This window comes from Dietzia sp. IN118 (genome assembly GCF_032905965.1).
GTDB lineage: Bacteria > Actinomycetota > Actinomycetes > Mycobacteriales > Mycobacteriaceae > Dietzia > Dietzia kunjamensis.
This window is the reverse complement of sequence record NZ_JAUMSR010000001.1, coordinates 272,754-285,985: the sequence shown is the minus strand read 5'-3', so window position 1 is coordinate 285,985 and position 13,232 is coordinate 272,754. Positions and strand designations below refer to the sequence as shown.

Genomic DNA, 13,232 nt, shown 5'->3' with positions numbered 1-13,232 from the left:
CCACCCACACCGGGCAGCCGGTCCGCCCACCATGGAGACAGCGACGGTTCCGACCGGTCGGGCCGCGATCTCGAAGGAGCGAGCGATGGACGCACGATGGGTCGCCGATTTCGCCGAGCTGAGGCTCTCGGCCGCACCCGAGTACGGCGGGAAGTCCGCCAATCTCGGGGAGATGACGGGCGCGGGGTTCCCCGTCCCGCCGGGCTTCTCGGTGGGCCAGTCGGCCTACCTCACCGCGATGGAATCGGCCGGTGTCCGGTCCCGCCTCTACGACGGCCGGGTCCCGGAGGAGGGGATGAGCGAGGCGGAGCTGATGTCTCTCGCGGCGGAGTTGAGCAGCACCGTCGCCGGGGTGGAGATGCCGTCCCGGCTGCGCGAGGAGGTCGTGGCACACTACCGGTCGCTGGGGCCGGACGTCCCGGTGGCGGTCCGCAGCTCCGCGCCCGCGGAGGACGCCGGTGACACCTCCTTCGCGGGCATCCACGAGTCCTACACGGACGTCGTCGGCGAGGAGGCCGTGCTCAAGGCGGTTCAGGACTGCTGGTGCTCGTTGTGGACGCCGCGCGCCATGACCTACCGGGCCGTGTCGGGGTACGACGACGAACCGTCGATCGCGGTGGTGGTGCAGAAGATGGTCCGTTCCGACACGTCGGGCGTGGCCTTCACCGCCGACCCCCGCACCTCCCAGGTCGACCGCGTGGTGATCGAGGCCGCGTTCGGGCTCGGCGAGGTGGTGGTGGGCGGCAAGGTCGAGCCCGACACCTACGTGGTGTCCAAGTCCGACCTGCACATCCTCACCGTGCACGTGGGTCGGAAGGTCTCCCGGATCGTCGCGGGCCGCACCGCCGACGGGCTCGTCCCCGTCCCGGAGGCCGAGCAGTTGGACCGGGTGCTCGACGACGATCAGGTGCGCCGGGTCGCGCGCCTGGCCGTGATGTCCGAGCAACACTACGGCGAGCCACAGGACACCGAGTTCGCCTTCGAGGACGGTGAGCTGTACATCGTGCAGACCCGCCCGATCACCACGCTGGACGCCGACGCGGCACACGCGGAGGATGCCGCCGGAGCGGGGAGCGAGGTGGAACCGATCGTCTCCGGACTCGGCGCGGGGCCCGGCACGGCGATCGGGACAGCGCGCGTCCTCACCGAACTGGCGGACGGGGTGAACCTGGCCGCCGGCGAGATCCTGGTGGCCACGATGACCGACCCCGACTGGCTGCCGATCCTCCAGCGCGCCGCCGCGATCGTCACCGACGAGGGGGGCGTGACCTGTCACGCCGCCATCGTCGGGCGCGAACTGGGGCGTCCCGTGATCGTGGGCACGCGGTCGGCGACCGCCGACATCGCCGACGGGCAGACCATCACCGTCGACGGCACCGCCGGCGTCGTCTACCCGGGAGAGGTGCGCGCGGCCGAGGCGCCGCAGGCTCCCGCCGATGCCGGTGCGGCTCCCGAGGTGCGCACACGCGAGGTCACCGCCACCGCCGTCTACGTCAACCTCGCAACGCCCGACGCCGCGGCGCGGGTCGCGGCGATGGACGTCGACGGCGTCGGCCTGCTGCGGGCGGAGTTCCTCATCACCAGCGCTCTGCAGGGGTTGCACCCGCGCCGGCTCATCGCGGAAGGCAGGACGGAGGAGTACGTGGAGCGGATGGCCTCGGGGATCAGCACCATCGCCGCCGCCTTCGATCCGAGGCCCGTGGTGTACCGCGCCACCGACCTGCGGTCCAACGAGTTCCGGGGGCTGCTCGGAGGGGAGGTGGAGGCCGAGGAGCGCAATCCGATGATCGGCTACCGGGGCTGCTTCCGCTACACCCGGGAGCCTGACCTGTTCCGGTTGGAACTGGACGCGCTCGAGCGGGTGCGGCGGCGGCACCGGAACCTGCACCTGATGATCCCGTTCGTCCGGACCGGGTGGGAACTGCGTGCCTGTCTGGACATCATCGACGCCCATCCGATCGGTCGGGACACGGGGCTCAAGCGCTGGATCATGGCCGAGGTGCCCTCGGTGGTGCACTGGATCCCCGAGTACGCGACCATGGGCATCGACGGGGTGTCGATCGGCTCCAACGATCTCACCCAGCTGACGTTGGGGGTCGACCGCGACTCGGAGGTGTGTGCGGACCTGTTCGACTCCATGGACCCGGCGGTCCTGGCGTTCATCGACCAGATCATCGACCGCTGCCACGAGTCGGGCCTCACCGTGTCCCTGTGCGGACAGGCGGCGTCGACCGATCCCCGGATGGCCGAGCACCTCGTCCGGAAGGGGGTCACGTCGGTCTCTGTCACGCCGGACTACGCGGAGATGACCCGGCGCACCGTCGCGCGGGCCGAGAGGACGATCCTGCTCGACGCCGCCCGGGCCGCCTGCCGTCCGACACACGAGTGACCCCACGGCGCGCTCCCGCAGGTCCCCCGCGAAATCAGAGTCTTTCCTCACCTTGGACTGTTTGCTGACAACGCATTAGCATCTGTCTTGTTACCGGTGAGTAGGTTCCGGTGTGCCCGCGGCACCCCGCACCCACCCTTCCGGGCACCACCATTGCCACGACACCGCACTGTCGATCGGAGAAGACCGTCATGGGTCACTACAAGAGCAACGTCCGGGATCTCGAGTTCAACATGTTCGAGGTCCTGCGCATGAACGAGGCACTCGACGCCGGCGAGTTCGGCGACATGGACACCGAGACCGCCAAGGGAATCCTCTCCGAGGTCGCCACCCTCGCCGAGGGCCCGGTCGCCGAGTCCTTCGCGTCCGCCGACCGCAACCCGCCGGTGTTCGACCCCGAGACCCACTCGGTCTCGATCCCCGAGGACTTCAAGAAGTCCTTCAAGGCCTGGTTCGACGCCGGCTACTGGTCCATGGGCCTGCCCGAGGAGATCGGCGGCATGCCGGCCCCCCGCGCCATGGTGTGGGCCACCGGCGAGATGATGCTCGGCGCCAACGCGCCGGCGTTCATGTACTCGGCCGGGCCGTCCTTCGCGGCGGTGCTGTACGAGAACGGCACCGAGGAGCAGAAGAAGTGGGCCGCCACCTGCGCCGAGCGCGGCTGGGGCGCCACGATGGTGCTCACCGAGCCGGACGCCGGTTCCGACGTCGGCGCGGGCCGCACCAAGGCGATCCAGCAGGACGACGGCTCCTGGCACATCGAGGGCGTCAAGCGTTTCATCACCTCGGCCGACGCCGACGACATGTTCGAGAACATCTTCCACCTGGTCCTGGCCCGCCCGGAGGGCGCCGGCCCCGGCACCAAGGGCCTGTCGCTGTTCTTCGTGCCGAAGTTCCACTTCGACTTCGAGAAGAACGAGATGGGCGAGCGCAACGGCGTGTTCGTCACCGGCGTCGAGCACAAGATGGGCATCAAGGCGTCCACCACGTGTGAGGTCACCTTCGGCGGCCACGGTGTGCCCGCCAAGGGCTGGATGGTCGGCGGCGACGTGCTCAACCAGGGCATCCGGCAGATGTTCGATGTCATCGAGCACGCCCGCATGATGGTCGGCACCAAGGCCATCTCCACCCTGTCGACCGGGTACCTCAACGCCCTCGAGTTCGCCAAGGAGCGTGTCCAGGGCGGCGACCTGACCGAGATGGCCGACAAGACCGCCCCGCGCGTGACCATCACCCACCACCCGGACGTGCGTCGTGCACTGATCCGGCAGAAGGCGTTCGCCGAGGGCCTGCGCGCGGTGTATATGTACACGGCGGCCCACCAGGACGTCGAGACCGCCGCGCGCGTCTCCGGCGCCGACGGCGAGCTGGCACATCGGGTCAACGACCTGCTGCTGCCGATCGTCAAGGGTGTGGGTTCGGAGCGCGCCTACGAGTTGCTCACCGAGTCGCTGCAGACGTTCGGCGGGTCGGGCTTCCTGCAGGACTACCCGATCGAGCAATACATCCGCGACGCCAAGATCGACTCCCTCTACGAGGGCACCACCGCGATCCAGGCGCAGGACTTCTTCTTCCGCAAGATCGCCCGTGACCGCGGCACCGCCGTGGGCCACGTGTCGGCGCAGATCAAGCAGTTCCTGGACAGCGACGCGTGCGGCGGCCGGCTGGCCACCGAGCGCGAGCTGCTCGCGACCGCTCTCGCGGACGTCGAGGCCATGATCGGCACGTGCTTCGATCACCTCATGGGGTCGCAGGACGACCCCAAGCGCCTGTACACGGTCGGGTTCGCCTCGGTGCGCGTCCTCATGGCGTTCGGTGACCTCATGATGGGCTGGCGTCTCCTGGTCGGCGCGGAGGTCGCCCTCGGCGCGCTGGACGGGGCGTCCGACGACGACAAGGACTTCTACAACGGCAAGATCGCCGCCGCCCGGTGGTTCGCCAAGAACGAGCTGCCCCTGATCAGCGCCACCCGCGCGATCGTCGCAGACCTCGACAACGAGCTGATGGAGCTGGACGAGTCCGCGTTCTGATCCCCACCTGACGGGCCCTTCCGGGTCCCCACCGTCGATCCGCCGCCCCTGCCCGGGCGGCGGATCGACTCGTTTCGCCGGATGCGGGCGGCCCACCCCCACGAATCGGCTACCCGGATTCCGGAAACGCTATGCCTATGGGAGTAGCGGATCCGGAATCCGGGTAGCGGATTCGGCGCTCTAGTTGCCGGGCACGCCGGGAATGCGGAATTCGGGTAGGCCCGGGATCCGGATCGGGTCACCGGGTCCGGGGAGCGCGGGCGGCGGTGGTGGCGGCGACGAGGTGGGATCGTCGTCCTCCGGAGTCTCGGCCCGGCACACGATCCGGTCTCGCGGCGCGTAGCTCGACGACACGGTGTCGGTGCTCACGGTGTCGCCGCCGCGCAGGACGACCCGGGTCACGCGGGCGGTGTACCCGTCTGCGCCCGGACTCGGCGTACACCCGGCCGTGCTGACGACCCGGGTCTGGGCCCGCCGGATGTCGGTCCGGGGGGCCGTCGAGACCCTCACCGTGTACTCGGGCGTCCCCCACAGCCGGACCGTCACCGAGTTGCCGCTACCCGAGGCATCGATCACCAGGCCGGTGTCCTGGGCGTTTCGGAATCCGACGTCGGCCGAGGCGGTGGCATCGCGGCCCGCCGGGAACGCGTCGCCGTCGACACCGCGGGAGCTGCGGACGAGGTCCTGTGCGCCGGAGTCGAACGCCGCGTTGAACAGGGCGGTGGCGACGGCGTCGGCGGACACGTCTCCGGAGACCGTGCCGGCGACCTCCGCCATGGAGAAGCTCCCGCCCGCCGGGATGAAGTGCCCGGCCAGCGAGGCGATCATCGACTGGGCCTGTCCGCTCGCGCCGACGGCCACGGTGAACTGGCCGACGGGCTCGCGGATGCCGGCCCGCTCGGCCTCCGCGGTGGTCAGCTCGGGGTCGCGGCCCACGTAGCCGACGGGGAGCACACGCGGGCCGTCGACGTCGGTGAGTTGCCCGGGCAGCCGACCGAGCAGCGGGCCCCATTCGACGGTGCGTCCCTGGACCGCCGGCACGATGGTGGCGCTCGACCCGCTGAACTCGAAACTCGCGTCCCTGCCCACCTGCTCGGTCTCCTCCAGGAGCGGGTCCAGGATCCCCTTGGCGGCGTCGGCGTCGAAGCGGGGCTCGAGCACGTCGCCCTCGCGGACGAAGCTGAGGTACTCCCCGATCCGGTCGCGGGGGAACAGCACCGGCACCGCGCCCGGGTCGTCCGGGTCGACCATCTCGATCTCCCGCTCGGCGGGCTCGGGCCGCTCGCGCCCGGGGGCCGGTGGCGGGGCGGGGAGCCTGGTGGTGACGGTGGTGGTCGCCGGCTCGGTGCCGTCGTCGCGCATCCGCGAGGCCAGCAGCGTCAGGTCCCGGGAGGCGGCGGGCTCGGCCACGTCCCGGATCAGCGCCCGCACCTGCTCGGCGTCGGTCTCGGTGGGCGTGTAGTCGACGGGCAGGTCCACTCCGTCGTCGTCGAGCCAGTGCTCGAGCACCGCGTCGCGGGAGTTCTCGATCTGTAGGCGCTGCCCGTCGAGCGGGATGGCCGAGCGGACCTGATCCCGGTCGAACCAGATGGCGCCCTCGCGGGGTTCGAAGTCCGCCTGGAGGGCGAGGCGCTCGAGGAAATCGGTCAGCCGTGCGTCCGGGATGACGCTGGCGATACCGACCTCGGTCGACCACACCACGCTGATCAGCCGCTTCAGCGGGTTGAGGGGCTGTTCACCGCCCCGGTCGAGCGTGCCCTGCCAGTCCACCGACAGGCCGACCGAGTCGGGGTCCAGCGTGGTCGACACGGCCCCGGCGCGCAGATCCACCTCGTCGTCGACCCGCGGTCCGAGCTCGGCGATCAGTCGCCGTTCGGCGTCGGCGGTCCGCATCCCGCCCACCTGGATGCCGGCGACCTCCGTCCCGCGCGGGACCCGGCCGATGCTGTGCACGAGATCGAAGCCGTACAGGACCGCGAGTGCCATGAACAGGCCCACACCGGTGTAGATCCACCGCGACCGCACCCGGTACCGATGTCGGTCGGACGCAGCCGGGTGCGGGCCCGCGCCCTCGATCGCGACGGGGCGTGCCGGGGTGTCGTCATCGTGGGACTCGACCACGCGTCATCCACCTCCTCCCGAGCGGGGGACGGCGGAACCCCGCGGGCCGCCGGCCGGGGACGTCCCCGCCCGAACCACTGTGAACACCACTATGACGGACCGATACCGATGAGTGCAGCCCCCGCGCCGGACGCGGGGGCTGCGCTCATCGGACTCACGGGACGAGCCCGCGGCGAGATGGACGAGGTGCGGGGGTCAGCGCTCCACGATCGCGGTGACGCCCTGGCCGCCCGCGGCGCAGACGGAGATGAGCGCCCGGCCGGAGCCCTTCTGCTCGAGCAGCTTGGCCGCGGCGGCCAGGATGCGGCCGCCGGTGGCGGCGAACGGGTGACCAGCCGCCAGCGACGAGCCGTTGACGTTGAGCTTGGAGCGGTCGATCGACCCCAGGGCCTTGTCCAGGCCCAGGCGCTCGGTGCAGTACTCCTCGGACTCCCACGCGGCCAGGGTGGCCAGCACCTGCGAGGCGAACGCCTCGTGGATCTCGTAGTAGTCGAAGTCCTGCAGGGTCAGGCCGTTGCGGGCCAGCAGCCGCGGCACCGCGTAGGTGGGGGCCATGAGCAGCCCGTCGGGCGTGCGACCGTCGTGGCCGTGGACGAAGTCCACCGAGGCGGTCTCCGAGTCCACCAGGTAGGCGCGGACCGGCAGTTTGTTCTCCTTCGCCCACTCCTCGCTGGCCAGCAGCACGGTGGAGGCGCCGTCGGTCAGCGGGGTGGAGTTGCCGGCCGTCATGGTGGCCTCGGTGCCGTGGGCCTCGGCGTCGCGCTTGCCGAAGACCGGCTTGAGCTTGCCCAGCTTCTCTTCGGAGGAGTCGGGCCGCATGTTGTCGTCGCGGGCCACGCCGAGGTAGGGCGTCACGAGGTCGTCCTGGAAACCGGACTCGTAGGAGGCGGCGAGGTTGTGGTGGCTGGCGACGGCCAGCGCGTCCTGGTCGGCGCGCGTCACCCCCATCTCGCGGGCGGTGATGGCGGCGTGCTCACCCATCGACAGCCCGGTACGCGGCTCGGCGTTCTGCGGCTGCTCGGGCACGAGGCCCTGCGGGCGGATCTCGCCGAGGAGCTTCAGGCGGTCGACGGTGGACTTGGCGGAGCTGACCTTGATGAGGGTCTTGCGCAGGTCGTCGTTCACCGAGAGCGGCGCATCCGAGGTGGTGTCGGTGCCTCCGGCGATGCCGGACTCGATACGCCCGAGGGCGATCGCGTCGGCCACCTGGATCGCGGCGGCCAGGCCGGTGCCGCAGGCCTGCTGGACGTCGTAGGCCGGGCTGGCCGAGTCGAGCACCGAGCCGATCACCGACTCGCGGGTGAGGTTGAAGTCGCGGGAGTGCTTGAGCACGGCGCCGGCGACGACCGACCCGACGCGCTTGCCCTGGAGGTTGTAGCGGCTGGCCAGTCCGTCGATCGCGGCGGTGAGCATGTCCTGGTTGGAGGCGTCCGCGTACTTGCCGTTCGAGCGGGCGAAGGGGATTCGGTTGCCGCCGACGATGGCGACCTTGCGGGGGCTGGTGGTCACGTGTGTCACTCCCGTTGTGTTCTCGGTGTCCGGTGGCCCGAAACGCGGCCCTGCACGTATTGTTACTCAGCAGTAAGTTACTTGTCGACCCGTAGTACCGCACCTCTCCAGGAGATGATCGCCATGGCACAGGGCAACCTCGACCTCTACTCGCAGTTCGTGACCTCGGCCCCGGGGTCGTTCATCGCCGGCAAGGTCGGCCTCCCGCAGCCGGAGCAGCTGCGTCGGTACGAGGCCGGACAGCCCGCCCTGCACGGTCCCGTCCTCATCGGCGGCGAGGGCCGCCTGGCCGAGCCCGTCCGGGAGATGCTGGTCGGCGACTACGAGCTGGCCGCCGCGGGCGCCGAGGGCAAGTTCGCCGGCCTCGTCTTCGACGCCACCTCGCTGCGTCGCCCGGAGGACCTCAAGGCCCTGTTCGAGTTCTTCAACCCGGTCGTCCGCAACGTCGCCGCCAGCGGCCGCATCGTCGTGCTGGGCACCACCCCGGAGGAGACGGGCTCGGTCGAGGAGCGCATCGCCCAGCGCGCGCTCGAGGGCTTCACCCGCTCGCTCGGCAAGGAGATGAAGCGCGGCTCCACCGTCCAGCTCGTGTACGTCTCCCCCGACGCCGACGCGGGAGCCTCCGGGCTCGAGTCCACCCTGCGGTTCATCCTGTCCGGCAAGTCGGCGTACGTCGACGCGCAGGTGTTCCGCGTGGGGGCCGGCTCGGCCACCGCCCCGGCATCGTGGGACCGCCCGCTCGAGGGCAAGCTCGCCGTCGTCACCGGCGCCGCCCGCGGTATCGGCGCCGAGATCGCGGCCGTGCTCTCCCGCGACGGCGCGCACGTGATCTGCTGCGACATCCCGGCCGCCGGAGAGTCGCTGTCCGCCACCGCCAACAAGGTCGGCGGCACCTCGCTGCCGCTGGACGTCACCGCCGCCGACGCCGCCGAGGTCCTGGCCAAGCACGTGACAGAGCGTCACGACGGCCGCGTCGACGTGCTCGTCCACAACGCCGGCATCACCCGTGACAAGACGCTGGCCGGCATGGACAGCGCCCGCTGGGACTCCGTCATGGCCGTCAACCTCATCGCCCCCGAGCGCATCACCGCCGAGCTCGCCGAGAAGGGCGTGCTGGGCGAGGGCTCGCGCGTCGTGGGTGTGTCCTCGATGGCCGGCATCGCCGGTAACCGCGGCCAGACCAACTACGCGGCTTCGAAGGCCGGTGTCATCGGGTTCGTCAACGGCGCCTCGGCCGAGCTGGCCTCGAAGAACGTCACCGTCAACGCCGTGGCGCCGGGCTTCATCGAGACGCAGATGACGGCCGCCATCCCGTTCGCCACCCGCGAGGCCGGCCGTCGCATGAACTCCATGCAGCAGGGCGGTCTGCCGGTCGACGTGGCCGAGACGATCGCCTACTTCGCCAACCCCGCCTCGTCCACGGTCACCAACAACGTGATCCGCGTGTGCGGCCAGTCCCTGCTGGGTGCGTGATCTGACGTGGAGTACACCCGCCTTCCCGCCATCCCCAACCTGCTCGCCCAGTACGGCAAGGCCGCGGTGGGAGCCCTGCCCGTCGTGGGCGGCTCCCGCGACGGCAAGGCCATGCCGTCGAAGGGCGTCGAGGTCGCCGGCGTGCGCGTGGACGTGGCCAACTTGGCCGCCTACGCCCGCGTCTGTGGCCTGCGGCTGACCGACGAGCTGCCGCTGACCTACCCGTTCACCCTGGCGTTCCCGCTGAGCATGCAGCTCATGCTGGATCCGGACTACCCGGTGCCGGCGATGGGGTCGGTGCACCTGACCAACGAGATCGAATCGCGCCGCCCGCTGCGGGTCGGCGACGAGCTCAACATCCGGGCGCACGCCGAGAACCTGCGTGAGCACCCCGCCGGGTTGCTGCTGGACGTGGTCACCGAGATCCGTACCGGTGACGACGACGAGCCCGCCTGGGTGCAACGGTCGGGCCTGCTCTCGAAGCGGCGGACCTCGCTGACCCCGGCCAAGGACGCCCCGCGCCCGCCGAGGCCCGAGCCGCCGACCGCGGCCGAGATCGGCGACCCCACCGTGGTGAAGTCGGTGTCCGAGGCGCAGATCGCGGAGTACGCGGCCGTGTCCGGGGACCGCAATCCCATCCACGTGTCCAAGGTGGGCGCGAAGGCGTTCGGCTTCCCGAACGTCATCGCCCACGGCATGTGGACGGCCGCCACGCTGCTCGGCACGGTCGAGGGCGGGATCCCCGAGCGGGCCCGCTACTCGGTCGAGTTCGGCAAGCCCGTGATCCTGCCGGCCAGGCTGGGCATCTACGCCCGTCGCGGCGGCGCCGGGGATCCCGCCTGGTCGCTGACCGTGCGCAATCCCAAGAAGCTGGGCACCGTGCACGCGACCGCGAGCATCGAGGAGCTCTAGGCCCCACCCGGCACGCGGCCCGACCGGGCTCCGTCGTCGAGAAGAGCGTCCCGCACACCTGCCTCTCGGGCGACGTGTGCGGGACGCTCTTCTCGTCGCCGGGCCGGACCCGCCGGGCCGAGATCCGGTGTCGCGCGGCCCGCGCGTCGAATAGGTTCGGCCGCAGGGAGGGAGCCCTTCCGGATCCCCTCACCCCGGCCCAGGAGTAGCTGTGCACCGCACCGAGTTCCCCCGCCTCCTCGCCCGGCCGGCCGCCCTCGTGGCGGTGGCCGTGGTCGTCACGCTCACCGCCTGCTCGACGACGAGCGACCCGGATGGCACCGACTCCGGTGGCGCCCCGGGCGCCGGCCCAGTCGGGTCGCAGCCCCCCGGGCAACCTGCCACACAGGGCCCCGTCGTCGAGGTGGAGACGGTCGCCGACGGGCTGACGATCCCCTGGGACGTCGTCCGCGACCCCGAGGGCGTCATCGTCACCGGCGAGCGGGGTTCGGGCACCCTGTACGCGATCCGCGGGAGCGGGGAGCGGACCGTTGTCGACGCGGACCTCGGCGAGCTGTACGACCGGGGCGAGAGCGGCCTGATGGGGATGGCACTGTCCGGGGACTTCGCCACCAGCCGCGAGGTGTACACCTGCCATTCCTCGGCCGAGGCGGACGACAACCGCGTCACTTCCTGGACCGCCACCGAGGACTGGTCCGCCCTCGAGTCGCCCCGGGTTCTCGTGGACGGCATCCTGCTGGCCGACCGGGGCCTGCACTCGGGCTGCCGCATCCTGGTCCATCCGGACGGCACTCTGTACATCGGCACGGGCGATGCGTTCACCGGCCCGGCGCCCCAGAACCCCGAGTCGCTCTCGGGCAAGATCCTGCACATCACCCGCGACGGCGAGCCGGCCGACGACACCATCGGCGACTCCCCCGTCCTGACGTACGGCCACCGCAACGTGCAGGGGCTGGCCCTGCGGCCGGACTCCGACCAGATCGTCGCCGCGGAGCACGGGCCGGACGTCGACGACGAGGTGAATCTCGTGCTCGCCGGGTCCAACTACGGATGGGACCCGAACTCCGGCGGCCGGTACGACCAGAACGTACCGATGACCGACACCGGCGACTTCCCCGATGCGGTGGAGGCGGCGTGGCGTTCCGGGGACCCGACCCTCGCTCCGGGCGGGATCGCGTTCCTCGACGACCCCGCGTGGGGCGAGTGGGACGGAGCCCTGGCGGTGGCGATGCTCAAGACCAGCCAGATCGTCCTCATGACGCTGTCCGAGGACGGCACCTCCGTCACCACGACCGCAGCGATCCTGCGAGGAGAACACGGCCGCCTGCGATCGATCACCCCGGAGCCCGGCGGGTCGCTGCTCGTCACCACCTCCAACGGTGGCGGCACGGACAAGGTCCTGCGCGTCCGGCCCGCAGCGGGCTGAGTCACCCGGCCCCGGCCGCGGCCCCGGACCGGTACCGCTGCCCGCTCGTGACCCCTAGCCTGTGGCTCGCATCACTTCTCACACCACAGCAGGGAGCTCTTGGGAGCTCTCCGTGCACGACCGCGCTATATCCCGTTCGTCCCGCACCCGCACCCGCTCCCTCGCAGGGGCCGCCGCCGCTGCCGCCGTCGTCGTCGTCATGCCCGCCGTGGCGTTCGCAAAGAGCAGCCTGCCCGGTGGCTCCTCCGGGTCGCTCGACACCAGTCTGATCCCGCCGGGCGTCCTGTTCCCGCCCGAGGTGGGCAACGGTGCGGGGGACGGCGTCGAGGTGGTGGAGGGTCCGGCGGTCCGCGCCACCACCGTCATGGAGGGGCTCAACATCCCCTGGGACGTGGTCCGCACGCCGGACGGCACCCTCCTCACCGGCGAGCGCGGCGGCCGGATGGTCGTGCAGGAGCCCGGCGCGGAGCAGCGCACGGTGCAGATCGACCTGCCCGGCCTCGTCCGCCAGTCCGAGAGCGGCCTCATGGGCATGGCCGTGGATGCCGGTTTCGAGCAGAACCGTCAGATCCACGTGTGCTGGTCGCGATCGGCCGACGGTGAGAGCGACAACCGGATCACGACGTTCGAGGTCGACGAGAACTGGACCACCATGACCAGGGTCCGTGACACCCTCACCGGGATTCCCCTCGGCGCCGACGGCATCCACAGCGGCTGCCGTCTGCTCGCCGCCCCCGACGGGTCGATCTACGTGGGCGCCGGAGACACCTACGGCCCGACCGGCCCACAGTCCCTCGACTCGCTGGCCGGAAAGACCCTGCACATCGACCCCGACGGCACCCCGGCCGGAGATTCCGACTCGGTGATCCACACGATCGGCCACCGCAACGTGCAGGGCCTGGCGATCGACCCGGACTCCGGGCGCGTCTACTCCGCCGAGCACGGGCCGGACGCCCACGACGAGGTCAACCTCCTCCAGCCGGGCGCGAACTACGGCTGGAACCCGAACGTCGACGGACGCTACAACCAGAACGTCCCCATGACCGACACCGAGGAGTTCCCGGACGCGGTCGAGGCCGTCTGGTCCTCCGGGGCCCCGACCCTCGCGCCCGCCGACATCGAGTTCCTGCGGGGATCCGAGTGGGGCGAGTGGGAGGGGGCGCTCGCGATGGCCAACCTCAGGAGCCAGAAGCTCGTCCTCCTCCGACTCAGCGAGGACGGGCGGTCCGTCGTCGACTCCGCGGTGCTCCTCGAGGGCGAGTTCGGTCGCCTGCGGTCCCTGGCGCCCGAGCCCGACGGCTCGCTGCTGGTGACGACCTCCGACGCCGACAATCGCGACTCCGTGTTCAGCATCAGCCCGGCGGCGGGCTGA

8 protein-coding genes are annotated in these 13,232 nt (G+C 71.2%); 6 read left to right on the top strand and 2 right to left on the bottom strand.

Going from position 1 to position 13,232, the window contains the following annotated elements:
- Positions 1-85 precede the first annotated feature (85 nt).
- Both ppsA and Q2K20_RS01415 read left to right on the top strand, forming a co-directional pair.
- Positions 86-2,389, top strand: a complete 2,304-nt coding sequence (gene ppsA / locus Q2K20_RS01420; protein WP_119192916.1) for a phosphoenolpyruvate synthase — start codon at positions 86-88, stop codon at positions 2,387-2,389.
- A gap of 191 nt (positions 2,390-2,580) precedes the next feature.
- Entirely contained in the window at positions 2,581-4,419 is a 1,839-nt protein-coding gene (locus tag Q2K20_RS01415; protein ID WP_119192915.1) for an acyl-CoA dehydrogenase, read from the top strand.
- Between the two features lie 180 nt (positions 4,420-4,599).
- On the opposite strand, the gene Q2K20_RS01410 is transcribed toward Q2K20_RS01415, so the two are convergent.
- Positions 4,600-6,540 carry a VanW family protein gene (locus tag Q2K20_RS01410; RefSeq protein ID WP_269503729.1) on the bottom strand — a complete coding sequence of 647 codons (1,941 nt, stop codon included), beginning with the start codon at positions 6,538-6,540 and terminating at the stop codon, positions 4,600-4,602.
- A 195-nt stretch (positions 6,541-6,735) separates the two neighbouring features.
- A complete protein-coding gene (locus tag Q2K20_RS01405; RefSeq protein WP_067717232.1) occupies positions 6,736-8,049 on the bottom strand; it encodes an acetyl-CoA C-acetyltransferase in 1,314 nt (437 codons plus the stop codon).
- Positions 8,050-8,172: 123 nt separating this feature from the next.
- Here Q2K20_RS01405 and Q2K20_RS01400 point away from each other — a divergent pair, with 123 nt between their 5' ends.
- The 4 genes from Q2K20_RS01400 (at position 8,173) to Q2K20_RS01385 (ending at position 13,232) form a co-directional block, all read left to right on the top strand.
- Positions 8,173-9,522: a 3-oxoacyl-ACP reductase gene (locus tag Q2K20_RS01400; protein WP_067717281.1), complete on the top strand. Its 1,350-nt coding sequence runs from the start codon at positions 8,173-8,175 to the stop codon at positions 9,520-9,522.
- A gap of 6 nt (positions 9,523-9,528) precedes the next feature.
- Positions 9,529-10,434, top strand: coding sequence for a MaoC/PaaZ C-terminal domain-containing protein (locus Q2K20_RS01395; RefSeq protein ID WP_067717235.1), 906 nt, complete (start codon positions 9,529-9,531; stop codon positions 10,432-10,434).
- Positions 10,435-10,645: 211 nt separating this feature from the next.
- Positions 10,646-11,860: a PQQ-dependent sugar dehydrogenase gene (locus tag Q2K20_RS01390; RefSeq protein WP_119192914.1), complete on the top strand. Its 1,215-nt coding sequence runs from the start codon at positions 10,646-10,648 to the stop codon at positions 11,858-11,860.
- A 112-nt stretch (positions 11,861-11,972) separates the two neighbouring features.
- Positions 11,973-13,232 (top strand): PQQ-dependent sugar dehydrogenase, encoded by a 1,260-nt coding sequence (locus Q2K20_RS01385; RefSeq protein WP_313312175.1) that lies wholly within the window; start codon positions 11,973-11,975, stop codon positions 13,230-13,232.

Coding starts and splice junctions, on each gene's coding strand:
- Q2K20_RS01400 (WP_067717281.1), top strand. CDS start 8,173: ATGGCACAGGGCAACCTCGACCTCTACTCGCAGTTCGTGACCTCGGCC.
- Q2K20_RS01415 (WP_119192915.1), top strand. CDS start 2,581: ATGGGTCACTACAAGAGCAACGTCCGGGATCTCGAGTTCAACATGTTC.
- ppsA (WP_119192916.1), top strand. CDS start 86: ATGGACGCACGATGGGTCGCCGATTTCGCCGAGCTGAGGCTCTCGGCC.